We start from the raw sequence: 18,199 nt of genomic DNA on the forward strand, positions 1-18,199 counted from the left end.
CTGTATTTATCCGACCTGAGCCGGAGAGCGGTCATCATCAACCTTCACGCGGCGTTTTCCTGTAAGGAGTTGTTGCATGAGGGCTTGTTTCTCTTTGACCAAAAAAATACGCGTTTTTAAATAGTCCTCTTGTTGCAAGTCGAAGGCTTCAATTCGTTGGGCTATTGCTATCTGTTCAAGGAGATTGGGGAGTTTAGTCCTAATCTTCATTATTTTTGATTTGTTAATAGTTTTTCCTTTTACGGCTTGGTCAACATCTTGAACTAAGTCAATGATGCCAAGATGGTGATAAAAGAAGTTTGTATCTATCTCATTTTTATGCTTAGGTATGAACGCACATATTGCTTCGTTTGTGTAGCATTGTGTTTTTGTTATGGCTCGTTTGCCGATAGTCAATTTAAAACTCATTATAACAGTAAGTCTTGGTATTAATTTAACGTTGCTGTTGGCTGCGCCAGCATCTGTAATATACTCATTTGTTTCTACGAGAAATTTATTTTTTAAATCAGAAATCGCTACCCATTTATTGCCACTTGCTTTTAGCTGGTCCCAGTAGGCGTTGTTTTTTCTGGATGGCGTGCCTCCAATGGTAACTTGAAATAGATCCCCCAGCCGAACCTCTTTCCACTCCCCACTGAACCCCGGCAGGCGTTTTTTGCCTGTCAGCAGTTGCTGCATGAGCGCCTTTTTCTGCTGTTTGCTGTTTTCTATCAGCTTGTCCACGGTCTCTATCGCCTTGTCCCACGTGGACAGGATGCGGGCGATTTTCTTTTGTTCGGTGAGAGGGGGGAGAAGGATAGGGAACTCTTTAATTTGCTGCGCGCTAATGTGCGGAACTGCTGTTTCTGTTTGAACACTTTTAACATACTGCTCAAATCGAAAAGAATTGAATATTTGCTTTAATAATTCTTGCACAAAGCTATCTTTAGATCTTAGGCGAGAGACACGTTGAACTAAAAGACTTGGGCAGTCTTCGTGTCTGATTTCTGAGATTTTAAGACCACTGGAAACCCATGTGCGGTCCATTGCAATAACCAGATCGGCTGGTTTTAAAGCAAAACGTTCTACATTTATTTTGTCCTTATTGATCCATCTTTTGCATCCAGACCACCTAATATAACCCTGAGCAATGTTGTCGCCACGTAGAAGCCGAATCCCATCGGAATTGTCTGTGTATTCATGGCTCTTAAAAGGGTAACCAGATACTATTGAGATGTGATTGCCAATAATATCCGCCCTCCACCCCTCAGGCACCATAACCCCACCCCAGCACAATATATTTCATCATCGTTGTATACCCTGTTCGCTACTTTCCGGCGCGTTTCAGCGCCTTCACCTGTCGGTCAAAGTCCGACTCGATGTGTTGCGTGCGATTGAATTTTTCGTATTCGGCATACGCCTTGGCTTCGGCCTGCTTGCGCGAGATGAAGCCGTAGCCTTTAAGAATGCGGTATTCGGAGCGAGTTGTTTCCATAATGGAAAGAACTCCACAGGACGCATCCTGTTGAGCCTTCACCGCTAGTGTTCATTTTTGCTGACTTGCTTTTCCATTTCTTCCAACGCCTTAAGATCAGCGGCATCGGCCTCAAGCGCGTCCTGAGCTTTGCGTTTTTGGTCGAATGCAGAGAAGCGTTCGTGTGCGATAGTCTCCATCGCCTTGTGGCTCATCGCTCCTCGCCCATTAAGAAGAGGGCGTTCATTGAAGGTGATAAACCTGTCAACGTTAGCCCGCCAGTCTGTAAGCGTCAGGTGCTTACGCTGAGAAACGCGGTCTTCGGCATAGTCGAGGAACATGGTTACAAAGCGATTGAGGTGGGCAACCTCGTCTTGCGCAAGGTAGTTCTTGGCCACAATGACATCACTTTTGCGGACCACGTTCCCTTTCCAGCTTGTCAGGCCCATATTGGGCTGATCAGGATTTGCACGTTCCACGACGAGTTCGGCGGCTGTATGTCCTGTTACGGCATGAAGCAGCTTGTTTTGCACTTCTGCAAAGAAGCTCTGGGCGAGCTTTGGGTCGTCTTTGTAATCCTGAGACAGGGCAAAAAGGTCGCGTACCTTCTGATAGAACCGCTTCTCCGAAGCTCGAATGTCGCGTATGCGTTCAAGCAGTTCATCAAAGTAGTCCCACGCGGGTTCTTTCAGGCGTTCATCATTCATCACGAACCCTTTTACGAGGTATTCGCGAAGCGTTGTAGATGCCCACTGCCTGAACTCGACGCCGCGCGGAGAGCGCACCCGGTAGCCGACCGCGAGGATGGCATCAAGGTTGTAATGCTTGGTTTTGTAGTTTTTCCCATCGGCGGCAGTTATTAAGAAATCCTTAATAACTGAATCGGGAAGGAGTTCGCCTTCTTCGAATATCTTTTTCAGGTGCTGGTTGATATTGGCCGGAGTTACCTGAAACAACTCGGCCATTTCCTTTTGACTCAGCCACGCGGTGTCGCCGTGAATCTTGAGGTCGAGCTTGCTTCTGCCGTCTTCGGTTGAATACAGGACAATATCTGTTTTGGGCGCCAGTTCATCGCTCACAGCTATTCCTCTCCGGTCAGGTAGCCCAGTTCCTTCAGGTAGCCTTCCATCTCCACTTCGAGCTTGGCGAGGTCTGCCTTCAGTTCCTTGCGCTCTTTCAGAACGGCCTCAAGGTCGATTTCTTCTTCTTCCTCGAAGGTATCCACGTAGCGGGGAATGTTCAGGTTGAAGTCGTTTTCGCGGATTTCCTCAAGAGTTGCGAGGTAGGCGTACTTGTCTACGCTTTCGCGTGCCTTGGCGGTATCCAGAACCTTCTGGATGTCTTCGTCACGAAGGAAGTTCTGGTTCTTGCCGTCCTGATACTCGCGCGAGGCGTCGATGAAGAGAACGTTGTTGTCCTTCTTGTTTTTGCGGAACACGAGGATGGCGGCGGGGATGCCCGTGCCGTAGAAGAGCTTTTCTGGCAGGCCGATGACCATATCCAGCAGGTTTTCCTTGATGAGCTGCTTGCGGATTTCCCCTTCGGAGGATGCGCGGAACAGGACGCCATGCGGAACAACAACGCCCATGCGTCCGGTTCCTGGCTTCAGGGTCTCGATCATGTGCAGGATGAACGCGTAGTCGCCCTTGGTCTTGGGCGGAATGCCGCGACGAAAACGCCCGAAACGGTCGGCCTCTGCTGCCTCATGCCCCCACTTGTCCAGAGAAAAAGGCGGGTTGGCCACCACTATATCAAAGTGCTTGAGATGGTCGTCACCGTCCAGAAGTAGCGGGTTGCGCAGTGTGTCGCCCCATTCAATGCGGTGGTTGTCCTCGCTGTGCAGGAACATGTTCATCTTGGCGAGCGACCACGTCGAGCCGATGGCTTCCTGTCCGTACAGGGCATATTTCCGGTTGCCGAAGCGGTCCTTGATAAGCTTGGCGCATTTCATCAAAAGGGATGCGGAGCCGCACGCAGGGTCGCAGATTTCATCTCCTTCCTGCGGATTCACAAGCTCAGCGATGAGCTGGGAGACCTCGGGCGGAGTGTAGAATTCGCCAGCCTTCTTGCCGGAAGAGGCGGCAAAGTGCTTGATGAGAAATTCGTAGGCGTTGCCGATGATATCCAGATTGCCGATGCGCGAGGGGCGCAGGTTCAATTCCGGCTTGCTGAAGTCCTCCAGCATGTGGCGCAGGATGTCGTTCTTCTGCTTGTCGTCACCGAGCTTCGTGGAGTTGAAGCTGATGTCCTGAAAGACGTCGTTCAGCTTGCCCATGTTGGCTTCTTCAATGGCGTGCAGAGCCTTGTCGATGCGCTCGCCGTTGCCTGCCTCGAAACGGCGTTCGTAGAGAGCATAGAAGCTGGCATCCTTTGGGAGCACAAAGCGCTCGTTCTTCATCATTTCTTCGATGAGTTCTGGCGCGTCGCCGTATTCGGCCTTGTAGGTGTCGTAATTGTCCTGCCATACGTCGCTGATGTATTTCAGGAAGAGCATGGTCAGCACATAATCCTTATAGGCACTGGCATCGACCACGCCTCGGAACGTATCGCAGGCGTTCCATACGGCGTCGTTGACTTCTTTTTGACTTATGCGGGGTGTCACGTTGTTACCTCATTAAAGGGCTTTCCGGTTGAGTATCGTTGATGCCACGGCGCGAAGCTCCTGCTCGCGGTTGGCAATGAGTTTCCTGTAGGTCTCGGCTTCCTGCCGTGCTGCGGCGGCAAGGCGGACAACGGCGTGCTGTGTGCTTTTGGGCGGGATAACAAGCGGCAGGTCCGCGAGTACCGCCTTGCGGATGCTTCGCTGTACGGAACCTTCTGCCGACGCCTCGAAGTAGCGCTGTGCGGGAAGCTGATTCATCTGCCACGCCACAAACGCAGGCAGGACGCCTGCACCGGGCGCGACTCTCAGAAGCAGAAAATGGGGAGAGATGACGGCGGGGAATGGGACGGAATCGAGGAGCACGGCAATGTTTCTGCTGCCACGGACCAGAAACAGAATGTCCTGCGGCTGAAGCCAGTTCGGTTCACGCCGTCCGGAAAGCTCCGTCCGGACCAGCGAATGCCACGCAACGGCTCCGTCGTCCTCAATGTCCTTCATCTGGACAGCTCTGGCCGTGCCGTCGGCAACTTCCTCAATGCTTCCACGAAAGGGGTGGGCTGGGAGTATGTTGACAACATCGGACAGCTTCATGATTTTGTCTCCATTGGGCATGATGAAGACAGTATCGGATTGCCTAAGAAGGTCAAGAGAAAACGATGCTCATCATTACAAATGATGCAGAAAAAATTAGAGGAAACAGGCTCCGACCGTGAGGCCAAAGCCAACCCCCTCAAGAGATCAGGGCGTTGTCTTTCATATTTCGCTTTTAAGGCGCGCTTTGCCTCGCCCATATGAAATCCATCATGACGACCTCAAAAAGACGCTCTAACGGCTTTTAATCGATTGCTTTCAATGCGGCGCTAGGGCGTCAAGCGTGATTTCCCTGTCCCAGTCCACAGGCTGGATGACATCGCGGAAGAGCGTGGATGCTGGGTAGCTGCCTTCATAGATTGACGCTGTTTACTGTCGGTTTGTGGCCCAGACGTTCGCCGGGTTGAAGACATCACGGAAGTGGTGCAGAAACTGCGCACCATGCGGCTTGAAAAGGCATCCCGGCTTCGGCCTGCTTGAGAATCCCAATGATCTTTTCCTCGGTGAACCTGCTCATTCTCATGACGATGGACTCCTTGGCCTGCGTCACGAACTAATAGCTGGGATACCTAGAGGGGAAAAGATCCCCCCCCCTGCTCCCGCCGGATTCGCTCTCCCATACGCCCGCATCCCCCCTCCCGCACCTTCAACCCCTCCGCGGCTTTGGCCCGATGCTGCGCCGCCATGCAAGGGCGAATTGCCGAGTCGTCCTCTTCCATCGCGTCCTCATGTGGTCTTTCTCGGCATCACCGCCAAACTGCATGCCCCTGCCCACCACCTTGCGGCCCAGCGTACCGAACAGCCATGCGTCGACCTGCTCACGGGTCTTGGTCGCGGGGTCGAGCATGAACTCCGTGAACTCTGCCTCTGCCCGCTCCGAGAAGGCCTTGCGTTCCTCCGCAGTACCCCGCAACTTGGCGTCGGCCATGTACTGGTCGAACCTCTTCTTGCTCCATGCACCAAGACGCTTACGGTCGAGATTCCCAGAAAGCTCATGTAACACTTCAAGGTCTGCATCGTTGATGAACGGCCTGTAGTCGTCGAAGTCCACCGCATCCCCTTCCACGATGCGTCGGTGCGCCTCCCTCACCTTCGCCTTGCCCGAAATGAAGAACTCGTCGGCACTGCGACGGCTTGCGGCCATGAGCCAGCCCTGATTCTCCGGCGAGGCCGAGGCGATGATGCGAGCCTTGTCCTGCGGCGTCTGGGCGGCATCGAGCGCGGTCTTCAGCGTCGTGCGTTCCGCCTTCAGGGCCTCACGTTCCGCACGCGCCTCCATCGACTCGCGGAACGACCATTCGCTCTTCACATAGCTTTCAAGGGCCTGCCTCCTGTCGGTGTCTGCCTCCGTCTCGCGGATGTGGCGCACAGCCCCTACGATGTCGCCACCGAACCGTTGTGCCAGCGTCTGGCCATGCTCCAGCACATAGAGCTTGTCGGCCTGCTGTCGCACCTGCCCTGCGACCTCGTCGTACCTGTCGCCCAGCTGGGCACGGTACTCGGTGAGCAGCCCTTCCGCCCCGGCCACATCGCCATTGACGATGCGGGTGCGTATGGCGTTCTCCGCAAGGCTCCTGTCCACCCCGGCGAGATGCGCGGAGAGGTCGCGCCCCGGCATCAGGGCATGGGCTTCGCGGGCATACTCGTCGCGCCGGGCACGCACCGCGCCCATGTCGTCGGTAGAGGCGGCGAACTGCACAAGCTCCGTCTCTCGCGCCGCGAGGGTGTCCTTGCGGTACAGTTCGTCCTGCTGCTGCCCATAGGCGAACCCGCGTGCGATGCTGCCTTCAGCCGCCCGCCCCGAATACCGGTCGAACATGAACAGGGCCTTGTCGTTGCCCGCGAACCGTTCGCGGTAGCGGCCCCGGTTCTCGTTGTGCCACTGCTCGAAGGCAGCCCCGGCTTCGCGGGCGTCTGCGCCCTTGTTCTTCTCGGTGAACTCGCGCTCGAAGGCGCGGGCCTCGCGTTCGTACTGGTCAGACGCGGCAAGGACGTCGGTGGCCAGCCGCAGTTCGCTGCGTTCGCGCTCCTCGCGGGCGGCCTGTTCACCAAGCTGCATCCCGCCACGCAGGGCGGATGCCGCAAGCGAGTGCCCGCCGTGCGCGTGGTGTCGAGGCTGGCGCGCTGCAAGGCCGGGCCGCCGATGTCGGGCACGCCCCCCTGTGCCTTCTGGGTGTAGATGACGAGTTGCGGCATGGTGCTCCCTCCTGGTTCTGACTAGCGGGTGCCGAGGGCTACCCGGTTCCATCCGCCCCCGACGCCGCCCGAGCGGTTGCCGTCGAAGACGTGGCCCATGCCCCCGCCTCCCTGCGCACCGCCGAACCCGCCCGCCATGGCGTAGGTGCTGAGTCCGGCCATCGTGCCCGTCACGGCCCCGGTGAGCAGACTGGTGCCAAGGCTCCCCGCCGTGCGTTTCAGCCAGTTCGCCTGCGAGTCCTGCACGTCGGCCTGCCAGTTCGAGAGTTGCGCCTTGCGTCGCGCCTCCCACCCCACCACCTCGTGGCGGTAGCGGTTCTCGCCCATGTCGTCGGCGAAGAGGTCGGCGTTGCCCAGAAGCGTGTCGAGCGCGCTGCCGCTGTCCAAGGCCACATTGCCCGACGAGAGCAGCGAGCGGTTCCGGCCTGACGTGGCCTCGTAATCGCGGCGCAGACGCGCACGCTCGCGGTCGACCTCCTCCTGTGCGGCGATGCCCTGCCTCTTCTCAAGGTCGGCCTGCTGGCGCATGGCTTCGGCATTGGCGCGGGCGACCTTGGCCTCGTAGTTCTTCTGGCCGCGTTCGGCCTCTGCCCCCATGAACGATTGCGCCCCGGCGAGAGCACCCACGGTCAGGGCGATGACGGTTGCTGCACCCATCTTGCCTCCTAGATTTGCCCGCCCGAGGTCGCGCTCGGGTCTACGTCGTAGACGATGGCCAGCATGGTCATGGGCGTGGGGTCTGCCACACGCACCAGAACCGTGGCCTCGTCAGTCCATCCGCCGTCGATGGTCACGTCCCTGTCTCCGGTCACGAAGGCAGGGCGCGTGGGGTCTGCCGCGTCGTGGGCCAGCACGTCCCACAGGTGGTCGGGGTCTGCCCCGGCGAGCACACCCATGCTTCGGTACAGGCGCAGACGCGCCCCCACGATCTTGCGCACGCGCGTGAGCGTCGAACCGTTCTGGGCCGGAATCTCGGGTCGGGTCGGGATGATGTCGGTGATGTACGGCAAGCCCACATGGATGACGGAGGCCGCCCGGTCGAGGGTGATGCCCCCGCCCGTGACCGTGCGCGGTGGCATGACGTAGCCGTCGGCGAGGATGGCGACCTCGCGCCCTTCGAGGTGTTCAAGCCCCGTCACCTGCGTGACCGGTGCGCCAGCATACGAAAGGCCGGCGTCCACGAAGAAGGCGTTCCCGGGCGTGGCCTCGTCGAAGAAAGGGGCCATGCGTTCGACGTAACGCCTCTCCTGACCGCCCACGGTACGCCGCACGAGCATCCACACGGTGTCCGTGCCGCCTGCCGTGGCATCGCCGCCGGGAATGACGGTCACGTCCTCCACGACGCCGTCGGTATCGTGCCGGTGCCAGCCCACCACGTCGTGCTCACGCAAGAAGGTGAGCGCCGCTAGCGTGCCGTCGTCGAGCACGCACCACACGATGGAATGCGGCGACTGCTGATAGGCCCACGCACGAACCTTGCGCCCGCGCAATACGCCCGTGAGCAGCGTGAGGTCGGGGGCCACATAGCCGTCACGCTCGAAGCTGTAGGTGAACTCGCGCACCACGCCGCCCCCGCGCTGCACATACAGCAGCGAATCGCCCGCACGTACGGCGGGCACGCCCTCGCTACCGCGCACCCCGTGCGACTGGAATTGCAGCGACGTGGGCGTGACAGGCCCGCCCTCCTGTCCGGAGAGTGTCCACTCGCCACCCTCCGTGCCAAGGCAGAGGGTGCGGTCGCCCTCTATCCACACGAAGCGGTTCTGGCGCTGCCCGGCGAGGGTGGCCTCGATGCCGTCGTCATCCTGCGGCGGACGCGAGGCCGCGAGGTTCTCGAACGCCGCCGACTGCGAAAGCCACACCGTGAGCGGTCGCTTGTCAGACCCGGCGAAGCCTAGCCGCTGTTGCCAGAAGAAGACCAGGCCGGGGTACTCGCCCGCAGCCGTGAACGGGTTCTTCGCTTCGGGCACGGTGTCTTCGGTGTCGGCCCCTATGTTGCGGTCGTCGAAGAAGGTGTCGCCCCCCACGGCCCGCCCGATGAAGCCGAAGACGCCATAACGCCGCTTGTACACCCGGTATTCGACGGCCCCCGGCACGGCGGCCCATGAGACACGCACCCAATAGGTCGAACTCATGGCCGTGGTGGTGATGGTGCCTTCAGGCGAGGCAAGCGACTCCTCGCCCGTGGTGGCGGAGACGGCGGTCACCTTGTAGCTGTAGGTCTCGTTGCCGGGGCCGGGCGTCGTGCCCAACGTGCCCAGCGTCAACGCGCCGGGCGCGGCCTGCGTGGGCATGAAGGTGGGCGTGATGAAACGCCAGTCGTCGTCGGCATGACGCGAGAGCTTGCGCGGCGGATGGTTGCGGCTGGCGATGTAGATGACGTCCGCCGACTGCGCGAACCGAAGCCCCGCGATGTCCGCTGCCCCGTAGGGTGAGGCGACTTCATAGGGCTGACCGTTCTTGCTCACCAGTCCGGCGTCCATCCACACCCGCACATAGCCGGGGCCGAACTCCAGCGCGCGCGACTGCGCAGCGGAGAAGACGAACGACACAAGGCGCACCGGCCCTGCGCCCTGCTCCTTGGCTGCCCCCATGAAGCGCAGCCCCGGCCTGCGGGTGACCGGCCCCTGTGCCAGCGGCACGGCGTTGCGCATGGTGAGCGCACCGGTCTGGTAGCGTATCTGGTCGGCCCGCGCCGTGAGCAAGGGCGAAATCTCGCCGCCGTTGAAGGCTTGCTGGACAGGATAGATGGTGCCCATGGTTCTTTTCCTGAATGCGGTGGTTTGAGGTTGTGTTCATCCACCCACGGCGCGGAAGTTTGTGTTCCGGCAAGGAAGCAGGCGTCGTTCGCGACGGGAGCGTACTCTCACGGTACGTGACCGGAGCGAACGGAACGGCTGACGCAGCCCGAAGGCGAAATCCCGCGCCGTGCTACCCTCGCGCATTGATGAAGCAGCACTCGGCCCCCTCATCCAGTTCCACTTCACGACTCGTAGCCGCGTCATTGAGGCGTGCGGCGTCAACCACCCACTGGTACCGGTCGAGCATGGCGCGCATCATGGCCCCGCCATCGCGGGCCAGCGGCAACGCCACTTCGGCAGCCAGCTTCGCGGCCACAGCGTCGTAGAAGTCAGGGGGCCAGAAGGTGGGGTCGGCATCGCGGGCCACGTAACGGGTGTTGCAGGGGGCGGCATCGGTGTAGATGTTCCCGCGCACCACCTCGAAGGGCAGCCCCTGTCGTGCAAGGTTCCCGTCTGCCCGCACGTCGATGACGCGCACGCAGTCGGCAGGCAGCACATAGGCGTGGGCGAAACCGAACGGGGGCGGCGTGTCACTCTTCGAAAGTGCGGCCCACACCGTGGCGTGCGCCCACGGGTGCGCCCGTAGCACCTCGTCCACCACGTCGCGCCACGCTGCGGAACAGCGCACGGCGGAGGGTGTCTGCTGCTCGGGGCTGGCTATCTCCGTCTGACCGATGAGCCGCAGGGCCTTGTTCATGATGCCGACGATGCTGGGCATGTCTTCTCCGAAAGGGCCGGGTCACCCCGGCCCCGTTGCTGTTACTTCTTGCTGGAACCCTTGGGCCCGGACTTGCCGCCCTTGTCTGCGGCTTCCTGCCCGGCGTCCTGTCCTGCGTCGGGCTTGCCAGCGTCGTCGCCAGCCCCGGCGTCGTTTCCGGCATCGGGCACGGTGGCTGCCCCGTCTTCGGCCAGCTTCAAGGCAGCGGTCACGGGGTCGGCGGCATCGCCAACCGCATCGGCCTCCGGCACCACCACGGGCGGGCCGTCCACGAGTTCGAACAGTGCAGGGTCGAGCGTTTCGGTGTCCGAGGTCTGGATGTCGCTACCGCGCAGCACGAACGTGCCGTGGCGCGTGGTGTCGACACGTGCTTTCCATATGCGCATGTCGGCCTCCCCTAGCGCGGCAGGTAGGTGGTGAACACGTCCACGGTGCCCGTGGGCGCGGTGTCGTCGGTGGTCAGCTTCACCTTGACGAAAGGCCGCACGTCAGAGGCCAGAGGCAGTACGCCGATGACCTCCCCGGCCTTGATGGTGGTCGCCCCGGCGAAGGTCTTCTTGAAGAGGACGGGCACATCGGCATAGCTGCCGTTCTGCGTGTCGCAGTCCTGCACGGTGACGGTGAGGCTCTTGCCCGACGAGAAGCTCACCTGCGTGGCGGCCACGATGGCAAGCTCAAGCGCGCCCTGCGTGTTGTGGGCGCGGATGGGGCCGCCGTTGCCGGGGGCCGAGGTGTTCACCGGAACGGCCTGCGCCTTGGCGAGGTATTCACCGTTCACGCGGAGGATGTTCTTGTACATGGTTGCTCCTTTACTGCCCCGGCGCGGCGTCCCCGCACACGCCGGGGCGTTGCGGGTTAGGCGTAGGCGGGCAGGCCCGTGACGACAGCGTCGGTGCCGTCATTGAAGTTGTACGAGGTGACGATTTCGATGCCGTTCCAGTGGGTGAAGGTGCGGTCGATGTCCTTGTCCTTGGTGCCCACCTGCAGCGAGTTGCCCTTGTACTGGTGGTTGAGCAGGTTCTTGCAGCGTTCGTGGCAGAAGAGCAGCGTGTTGCCGTTGCTCGACCCGCGCACCATGGCGATGAGGTCGTCCACCATGGCCTCGGTGGGCTTCTTGCCCTTCTGGATGTTGACGATGGCGCCCACGGTGTTGGGGTTGGCAATCTGGATGCCGAGATAGGCCTTGAGGCGCAGCCCGTAGACCAGCACGCCCTGATAGGTGCCGCCGCTGGCCTTGTAGAGGGTGCCACCGGCAATGGGCTGCACGTCGAGCATGGTGCCCTGCTTGAAGCCCTCGGGGCTGTAGAGGCCGCAGGTCTCGCCCTTCACGAAGCGCACGGCCACGAGGGAGTAGCTCCCGCCGGAGGTTCCGCCCGCGTCGATGGCCTTGCCCTTGTCGAGGGCGTAGCGCAGGAAGTTGTCATAGATGATGCGCTGTTCGGCGGTCTGTCCGCTCTTGCGCAGCACCTTGTCGATCTTCTTGGCGAAGTACTTCTCCTTGCCGCCGAACATCTGGGCGGTGTCTTCAGGGCATTCGATTTCACCGCCGAGAATGCCGAGGTCGACCTTCGTCAGCTTGGTCGCGGCATCGACCACGGGCAGGGGGGCGTTCATCTCCACAAAGCCCGCGCCCTGCACGTCCACCACTTCCTCGTAGTTGTTCCACATGGCGTGGGATGCCGCGTCGAACGGGATGCGCTTCATGATGGGGGCTTCCTCGGTGAGGGCGTCCACCTGATGCGGCTGCTTCCTGGCGAACTGCTGCGAGAGTTCATGCAACGTCTTCATGCGATTACTCCTTGCCTCCGAACACTTCCTTCATCAGGAACTGTTCAGTGCTCATGGGTTTGGTTCCACCGCCCGACGGAGAGGCCCCGCCGAGCGAATCCTCGGAGACCAGCGTGGAGAGCGCGTGCAACGCCTCGATGATGACGGGGTCGTCCGCCGCACCTATGGCGGCGAAGGCCGGGGCCAGACGTCCCTCCATCTTGCGGTCGAGCATGGTCAGCGCGCCCAGTGCGGCGTTGCGGTTGGCTTCGAAGCGGTTGCCCCATCGCCCGCGAAGGTCGGCTTCACCTGTGCGGATGAGGTCCGCCTTGGCGTCAGCCACTTCCTTCAGTTGCCAGTGGGCCAGAGCCTTCGCCTGTTCCGCCGTGACGCCAAGGCGCACGCACTCCTGCTTGAAGCGGCCCTCCTGCGCGGTGTCCACCTGCATCCCTTCAGGCCAGCCGAGGTCGATGTCCTCGGGCTTCGCCGCCGGGTTGATGCCGCTACCGCGCTGGAGTGCCTGCAACGCCTCTTCCGGAGTGCCGAACCCCTTCACCGCCTCGCGCCATGCCTCGGGCATGGACTGCGACCAATGCGCCCCCTGCCCTTCGGCCCCTGCTGCCTCCGTCCCTGCTGCTTGGGCCCCGGCCTGTGTCCCGGTCGCCTGCTGTCCGCCTGCGGCCTCGCCAGATGCGGGTGTGCCAGATGCTCCCGCGCCAGCCCCGGCCCCTGCGCCAGTCTCCGTTCCGGTGCCTTGTGCACCAGACTGTCCGGCAGCCATTGCCACCTGTTCCGTCTGGCTCGTCTCAACGCCCTGCGCACCGGTGTCGGTGGTTCCCTGCCCGGCTGCTGCGTTCATGGTCATGGTCTGTCCTCCGTGGCCACGGCACGCATGGCCCGTGAAAGGTTCAAGAAGGCATCCTCGTCCGCGAGGGCGAGGTCATTCAGCACGTCGTCGGCAAAATCCTTGAGGGCACACTCGCGATGGATGGAACTGTTGCCGCGCCACGCGGGGCGATGCGCACCCAACCTGTCGAGCAGCACCACCAGCACCCGCTTGCCCGCCGGGGTACGCGCCACGTCGCGCAGGTCTTCGAGGTACTGGCGCTCCCGCTGGTCGGCCATGCGCCGTGCGCGAAGCTCGTCAGGGTCGGCCAACAGGTCGCCAAAGGGCGAGATGTCATCCAAAGGCATCAGGCTCCACCTCCTGCAAGGTCATGGGCCAGCGTCCCCGGCCCGGTTCGCGTGCCCGCGACCTTGGCAAGGCCCTGCATGGCGGTGATGGCCTCTTGCGCCTGCGCCTCGCGAGCCTTGGCCTCGTCGCGCTGCTGGCGCATGGCGGCCACGTCCTCGTCACTGCGCACCACGCGGCCCGGTGCGCCGATGCCCTTCGCCAGTTCATCCACGGCCTGGTCCATATCCACCTTGTCGAGAACGCCGGGGTCGGCCTCGGCCAGCTGCATCACGTCCATCAGCAAGGCGCGGGTGCTCTCGGCCCCGGTCTGCCGCAACGCCTGCGCCAACGGGCTGATGTAGGAGATGTCCACCACGGCCACCTCACCAAGGGCGTCGGGCGGTGGCGGCAGCATCCCCGCCCTGTCCAGCAGGGCGAAGGTGCGGAAGATGACAGGGGTCAGCACCTTGGCCTCGTAGGCTTCGAGACTCGGCCCCATGAGTTGCAGCCGTTCGCGCTTGCGTTCGAGGTATTCGCCGTAGGTCATGTCCTTGGGGCGCAGTTCCAGCGGCATGTCGGCGAAGTAGCTGGCCATGGTCGTCTGCCTGATGCGGTCGACCACGGTCGCTATCTCCTCGCGCACCTGATTCAGGTCGATGCGCACCTCGTACAGCGGCCCTATGCCGTGCGGGTCGCCCCCCGAGACGGCGTTCTCGCCGCCGGGGTTGACGTTCAAGCGTTGCTTGAAGGATGCAGGTTTGCGCGTGGGCGGGTTGATGACCTTCTGAAGGCCCACCAGCTTCTGTTTCTCCAGTTCCTGCAACTGCTTCACGTCGGGCAGGCAGTCGTCACCGGGGGCAGAACCGTAGAGGTCGAGCGTGTCGTCATAGGCCGCGAAGAAGTACGGCATCTCGTGGTAGCCGCTCTCCGAGAGCACGTCGTCGGCCCCGGTCGCCTCGTACATGTATGAGGCGAAGGGCATGTTCCGCGCGTCGATGCGCCCGTGCTGGCGTTCCGTGCGGGGCCGCACCACATGCACCACCTCCACGCGCTCGTGCCCCTTGTTCGTTTCGAGCAACTTCACCGTGGCGGGTGTCAGCCTGTCGCGCCCGAAGCGTTGCTCCATCTGGCGGGCGGTCAGCTTGAGGCGACGCACCACGGTATCCAGCCCTCCGTCGGCATCGAGTGCCACGGCCCATGTGCCCACAGTGCAACTCTCGAAGCGGCACAGCGCCCCCTGCGAGTTGTCCTGAAAGAGCAAGAGCGGCCCGAAGGCGAGAAACTCCATGTTGCAGGCGTGGATGGCCTGATAGAAGCCGCAGGCACGCAACACGCTGTTGATGCTGGCCTCCACCGTGTCGAGCCATGCCCGCGCCCCGGTGCGTTCGTTCTGCACGTCGTCGCGCAGACTCCAGCGGAACCACGGCAGAGCCGCAGGCGTCATGCCACCGGTCATGCCAGTGGCAGCCACCTTGAGGGCGCGTGTCCCTTCGCGGTTGAGCAGCCCCTTGCCGCGCGAAGCTATGACGTCCGCACCATCCTGCCCCTCGTAGATGCCGCGCATGGGCATCAGCCATTCCGAGATGTCGCGCCATTGCGCCTCACGGCGCTTGCGCAACCCCTCGACGTGCTCCGCCACCTCGGAAAGTTCCTTGAGCAGTGCCGAGCGCATCTAGCCCCCCACCCGACCGAGCAGGCTGTTGCCGATGGTCGATGTGCTCCCCGTGGCCCCGAGGGGCGAGGTCAGCACCGTGCCCCCCGAACCCATGCGGGCACGCAGACGCCGCGCCTCATCGTCGCGCACGCGCTTCGATTCGGGTTCGGCCTCCTTCTCGCGGATGGGCGTAGGTTCCGGTGTCGGCACGTCGGGAACCGAGGGCTTGGCTTTGCCTATGCCTCCGGTCTTCCCCCCCGCGCGACAGAGGCGCACGGGGCCGAGGATGCAGACGAACAGCAGCACGCCAAGCATGGCGCAGACCATGACGAGACGCCCGAACAGGCGACGCAACGAACGGAGCACCTTCATGCGGTCTCCTCCTGTGTGAGGTCGTGAGGTGTGATGACGGAGATGATGCCGGGCACGCACCGCCCGCCGGGATGTGCGGCATTGGCCCTGTTCACAAGGCGGCACGCCCCCGGCAGACGCCCCTGCACCGTGAAGCCCAGCGCGGTGATGTACCGCAGCGCATGGCGGTAGGTCGCCGGGGTGATGCCCGCCAGCGAATCGAAGTGCCCCGTGTCGAAGGCCCAACGCACGAAGGCCAGCCCGATGCGCACGGCATCCGGCTGCCCGGCGCGGAACACACAGAAATGGGTAAGGGCACAACGCCCCGTGAATCCGGTGAGCCATGCCACGGCCACAAGGTCGCCCGCTTCGGTCTCGATGCGCACCAGCCACGCCACATCCGGCCCGGTCACGGCGTGCCAGTGGACGATGGCCGGGGCTGCCACGTCATAGAAGACCGTGGTGGCCAGCCCTTCGTCCTGCATCCGCCAGAAGGGTTCGGCGCGCAGCGCGGGCGGGTCGTCCCGCGTGACGACGCGGCAACGGTAGGAGCCAGTCATAAGGCCGGTCACGACGAGGCCCTCATGTGCCCGAGCGGGTCGTAGTCGTCGAAGCCGAGCGAGGTGAGCGCGCCCGCATGGGGGTCGTTGGGCATCCCGCCCACGCTGGCGGCGTAGTCGTCCTCGTCGGGGAAGACGGCCCCGAGCGCCTCGTCCACCTGCCGGGCGAGGCAGTCGAGCATGTCGTCATGCCCGCACACCGGAAAGGCGAGATACTCCTCCTGCACGAACTCCCCGGTCAGGTCACGCCACCGCCCTTCCACATCGCGGTACGACATGCGCCCCGGCAGGAAGATGCGCCCCTGTTCGAACAGAGGCACCAGACGCCGGATGCGGTCGGCCTTGGGCATGGCCCCGCCAAGTTCCACGATGTCGAAGTGGTAGCCCGTCCTGTCCTGCTCACCCCTGATGTGCTCCACGTCTGCCTGAAGGCCGTACCGCTCGTACCCCACGCACAGCGGACGATGCGCCCGCACCAGCCGGAACAGTTCGCGCGTGCGTTCGGCGAGGTTCAGCCTGTCGCGCACCCCTTCGATGACGTAGCGGTACCCGTCCGCGCCGAAGCCCACTACCCACATGACGGTGTAGTCCGCAGCGGCCTTCTTGCTGTGGGCCGGGTCGACGATGATGTAGCGGTTCATGCGCTCGCACAGGTCGCGCGAAGGCTCCCAGTAGCGCAGCCATTCGGCCTTGAAGCCTGCCGCATCGTCGGCCTTGGGGTTCTGGAGCATCTGGCAGCCGAAGATGTACGGCCCCATGTCGCGCCGTTTCGCCGCCAATGCTTCCGGAGAGAGAAAGTGAGGTAGCCCCGTGACCGAACCGTCCACGGTGGCGGGATAGATACGCGGCACCGCCGTCTCGCGGTCGAGGATGTCCTTGTAGGTGTCGCTGAAGTGGTAGCGCGTGCCGATGAAACGCCTGCGGCCGCCATGCGCCCCGAGGTTGTACGACACCGCAAGGGCGTCTGTGGTCTTCCTTATCTGGTCAGGCGTGGTCACGGACTCGGGCGTCACCACGTCGTCATAGACCAGCAGCGAGAAGTGCTTGCCGATGGGCTGCCCGTCCACCAGCCCCCACGCCTCGACGGTGGCCTCCTTGGGGTTGCTCGCACGCTTCACCACGATGCCGCCGTCCAGCGACCATTGCGGTGCATCGGTGCGCGGGTTGTCCCACAGCACGTCGGGGTAGGCAGCGCGAAGCACCGGGTTCTCTTCGAACTCGCGCTTTATCTGCTGCAAGAAGGCCTTCGCCCCTGGCCTGCTATGCGAGAAGATGCCCACCGTGATGTCCGGCGTGCAGAGGATGTCCTGAATGGTCAGGGCGAAGGTGATGATGGTCGACTTGTAGTGCTCGCGTGCCCACAGGTCGAGATGCCCGTCGGGCGAGGCCGCCACCTCGCGGCATCGGGCGAAGCACCAGTCGTTGTCAGCGTCCTTGCGCTTGAGAAGCACCACAAGCAGAAAGAACAGGTCTAGCCTGCCCAACTCCGCCAGCGTGGCAAGCACCACCTGTGCCCCATGCCTGTTGGCTTCGGTCAGTATGGCGCCATACCGGGCATGTGCTTCGGCCCTGCTGGCGAATGGCACCCGTCTCCTGTGCTTATCGCCCTGCATCGTCTCCCTCCGACACGCCCTCGCTGGGCATATACCCGCTGATGGCCTCCACCACGGCAGGCGGCAGGGTGTGGCGCACGTCCACCTCTCCTGTGTGACGCACCTCCTGCCTGTCGCGCCAGCGTTCCGGGTCGCGGTTGGCAAGCCAGTAGCGGGCGGCCCCGGTGTCGGGGGCCACATGCTTCGTCACCGCCTTGGTCACACGCAGTTCAGGCCCCACCAGACGCGGGGCACCCTCTCCAGGCACCACCACGAGCACAGGTTCCTTCGTCACCTCCACCACCTTGTAGCCCTTGGCCCGCTTGAGTAACGCGGCCTCCACCTCGCACGAGTCGTAGGCATCGCGCCCCTTGCGGCACGCCTCCGCGAACTCCGGGTGTTCCTTGCGCCACCGCGTGAGGGTCGAACCGTCCACGCCGAAGAGCCGCGCCAGCTGGCGGTCGGTCATGCCGCTCATGGCGATGGCCTCGCGTGCCTGCATGGCATAGGCGGCGTTGTAGCGACTGGGCCGACCACGACGCACCGCGACACGCGCAGAAGCCTGCGCCCCTGCCGTGTCTGCCTTGGTCTTGCGTGTGGTCTTGGTGGTGGTCATGGTCTCCTCGTTTCATCCCGTGCCCCGCACCGGGGGCCACTGAAAGTCCGGTTGCCGCCGCCCGCCGTGGAGCGGACGAGGCGGGAGCTACCCGCCGGGTGAACCGGCCCCGGCAACCGAGGTT

Annotated in this window: 20 protein-coding genes; 1 reads left to right on the top strand and 19 read right to left on the bottom strand. The window is 62.5% G+C overall.

Annotated elements, in window-relative coordinates:
- Window positions 1–6: 6 nt before the first annotated feature.
- Genes DVU_RS08110 through DVU_RS16835 form a run of 5 tightly spaced genes read right to left on the bottom strand, consistent with a single transcriptional unit; the run spans window position 7 to window position 4,313 of the window.
- Window positions 7–1,257 carry a restriction endonuclease subunit S gene (locus DVU_RS08110; RefSeq protein WP_010938994.1) on the bottom strand — a complete coding sequence of 417 codons (1,251 nt, stop codon included), beginning with the start codon at window positions 1,255–1,257 and terminating at the stop codon, window positions 7–9.
- A 49-nt stretch (window positions 1,258–1,306) separates the two neighbouring features.
- The gene (locus DVU_RS08115) at window positions 1,307–1,474 is read right to left on the bottom strand and encodes a hypothetical protein (protein WP_206215570.1); all 168 of its coding nucleotides are present in this window, start codon (window positions 1,472–1,474) and stop codon (window positions 1,307–1,309) included.
- A gap of 44 nt (window positions 1,475–1,518) precedes the next feature.
- Window positions 1,519–2,532: a virulence RhuM family protein gene (locus DVU_RS08120; protein WP_010938996.1), complete on the bottom strand. Its 1,014-nt coding sequence runs from the start codon at window positions 2,530–2,532 to the stop codon at window positions 1,519–1,521.
- Window positions 2,533–2,534: 2 nt separating this feature from the next.
- A complete protein-coding gene (locus tag DVU_RS08125; RefSeq protein WP_010938997.1) occupies window positions 2,535–4,055 on the bottom strand; it encodes a type I restriction-modification system subunit M in 1,521 nt (506 codons plus the stop codon).
- A 12-nt stretch (window positions 4,056–4,067) separates the two neighbouring features.
- A complete protein-coding gene (locus tag DVU_RS16835) occupies window positions 4,068–4,313 on the bottom strand; it encodes a restriction endonuclease subunit S (protein ID WP_223295078.1) in 246 nt (81 codons plus the stop codon).
- A gap of 60 nt (window positions 4,314–4,373) precedes the next feature.
- On the opposite strand from DVU_RS16835, the gene DVU_RS16840 reads away from it, so the two are divergent.
- Complete coding sequence (locus DVU_RS16840) at window positions 4,374–4,850, top strand: hypothetical protein (protein WP_223295077.1); 477 nt, start codon at window positions 4,374–4,376, stop codon at window positions 4,848–4,850.
- A gap of 442 nt (window positions 4,851–5,292) precedes the next feature.
- Here the strand turns inward: DVU_RS16840 and DVU_RS08135 are convergent, their stop codons facing one another.
- From DVU_RS08135 to DVU_RS08200, 14 genes are all read right to left on the bottom strand, one after another.
- Window positions 5,293–6,705 carry a hypothetical protein gene (locus DVU_RS08135; protein ID WP_014524400.1) on the bottom strand — a complete coding sequence of 471 codons (1,413 nt, stop codon included), beginning with the start codon at window positions 6,703–6,705 and terminating at the stop codon, window positions 5,293–5,295.
- Window positions 6,706–6,863: 158 nt separating this feature from the next.
- The gene (locus DVU_RS08140) at window positions 6,864–7,499 is read right to left on the bottom strand and encodes a hypothetical protein (protein WP_010939001.1); all 636 of its coding nucleotides are present in this window, start codon (window positions 7,497–7,499) and stop codon (window positions 6,864–6,866) included.
- 8 nt (window positions 7,500–7,507) lie between these two features.
- Complete coding sequence (locus tag DVU_RS08145; protein WP_010939002.1) at window positions 7,508–9,601, bottom strand: hypothetical protein; 2,094 nt, start codon at window positions 9,599–9,601, stop codon at window positions 7,508–7,510.
- A gap of 172 nt (window positions 9,602–9,773) precedes the next feature.
- Window positions 9,774–10,361, bottom strand: a complete 588-nt coding sequence (locus tag DVU_RS08150) for a hypothetical protein (protein ID WP_010939003.1) — start codon at window positions 10,359–10,361, stop codon at window positions 9,774–9,776.
- Between the two features lie 41 nt (window positions 10,362–10,402).
- On the bottom strand, window positions 10,403–10,747 hold the full coding sequence (locus DVU_RS08155) for a hypothetical protein (RefSeq protein WP_010939004.1): 345 nt from the start codon (window positions 10,745–10,747) through the stop codon (window positions 10,403–10,405).
- 11 nt (window positions 10,748–10,758) lie between these two features.
- Window positions 10,759–11,160 (bottom strand): hypothetical protein, encoded by a 402-nt coding sequence (locus DVU_RS08160; RefSeq protein WP_010939005.1) that lies wholly within the window; start codon window positions 11,158–11,160, stop codon window positions 10,759–10,761.
- Window positions 11,161–11,216: 56 nt separating this feature from the next.
- Entirely contained in the window at window positions 11,217–12,149 is a 933-nt protein-coding gene (locus DVU_RS08165; protein ID WP_010939006.1) for a major capsid protein, read from the bottom strand.
- 4 nt (window positions 12,150–12,153) lie between these two features.
- Complete coding sequence (locus DVU_RS08170; RefSeq protein ID WP_010939007.1) at window positions 12,154–12,993, bottom strand: hypothetical protein; 840 nt, start codon at window positions 12,991–12,993, stop codon at window positions 12,154–12,156.
- Complete coding sequence (locus tag DVU_RS08175; RefSeq protein WP_010939008.1) at window positions 12,990–13,322, bottom strand: hypothetical protein; 333 nt, start codon at window positions 13,320–13,322, stop codon at window positions 12,990–12,992. Before DVU_RS08175 ends, DVU_RS08170 begins: the two co-directional genes overlap by 4 nt.
- Window positions 13,322–14,974 (bottom strand): portal protein, encoded by a 1,653-nt coding sequence (locus DVU_RS08180; protein ID WP_010939009.1) that lies wholly within the window; start codon window positions 14,972–14,974, stop codon window positions 13,322–13,324. Before DVU_RS08180 ends, DVU_RS08175 begins: the two co-directional genes overlap by 1 nt.
- Complete coding sequence (locus DVU_RS08185) at window positions 14,975–15,328, bottom strand: hypothetical protein (protein ID WP_010939010.1); 354 nt, start codon at window positions 15,326–15,328, stop codon at window positions 14,975–14,977. It lies immediately after the preceding gene.
- Window positions 15,325–15,879, bottom strand: a complete 555-nt coding sequence (locus DVU_RS08190; RefSeq protein ID WP_010939011.1) for a hypothetical protein — start codon at window positions 15,877–15,879, stop codon at window positions 15,325–15,327. Before DVU_RS08190 ends, DVU_RS08185 begins: the two co-directional genes overlap by 4 nt.
- Window positions 15,876–17,480 carry a hypothetical protein gene (locus tag DVU_RS08195; RefSeq protein WP_010939012.1) on the bottom strand — a complete coding sequence of 535 codons (1,605 nt, stop codon included), beginning with the start codon at window positions 17,478–17,480 and terminating at the stop codon, window positions 15,876–15,878. Before DVU_RS08195 ends, DVU_RS08190 begins: the two co-directional genes overlap by 4 nt.
- Entirely contained in the window at window positions 17,467–18,075 is a 609-nt protein-coding gene (locus DVU_RS08200; protein WP_010939013.1) for a hypothetical protein, read from the bottom strand. The genes DVU_RS08195 and DVU_RS08200 overlap by 14 nt, the downstream gene beginning before the upstream one ends.
- Window positions 18,076–18,199: the final 124 nt, after the last annotated feature.

Origin of the sequence: Nitratidesulfovibrio vulgaris str. Hildenborough (assembly GCF_000195755.1) — a bacterium.
Classification (GTDB): Bacteria; Desulfobacterota; Desulfovibrionia; order Desulfovibrionales; family Desulfovibrionaceae; genus Nitratidesulfovibrio; species Nitratidesulfovibrio vulgaris.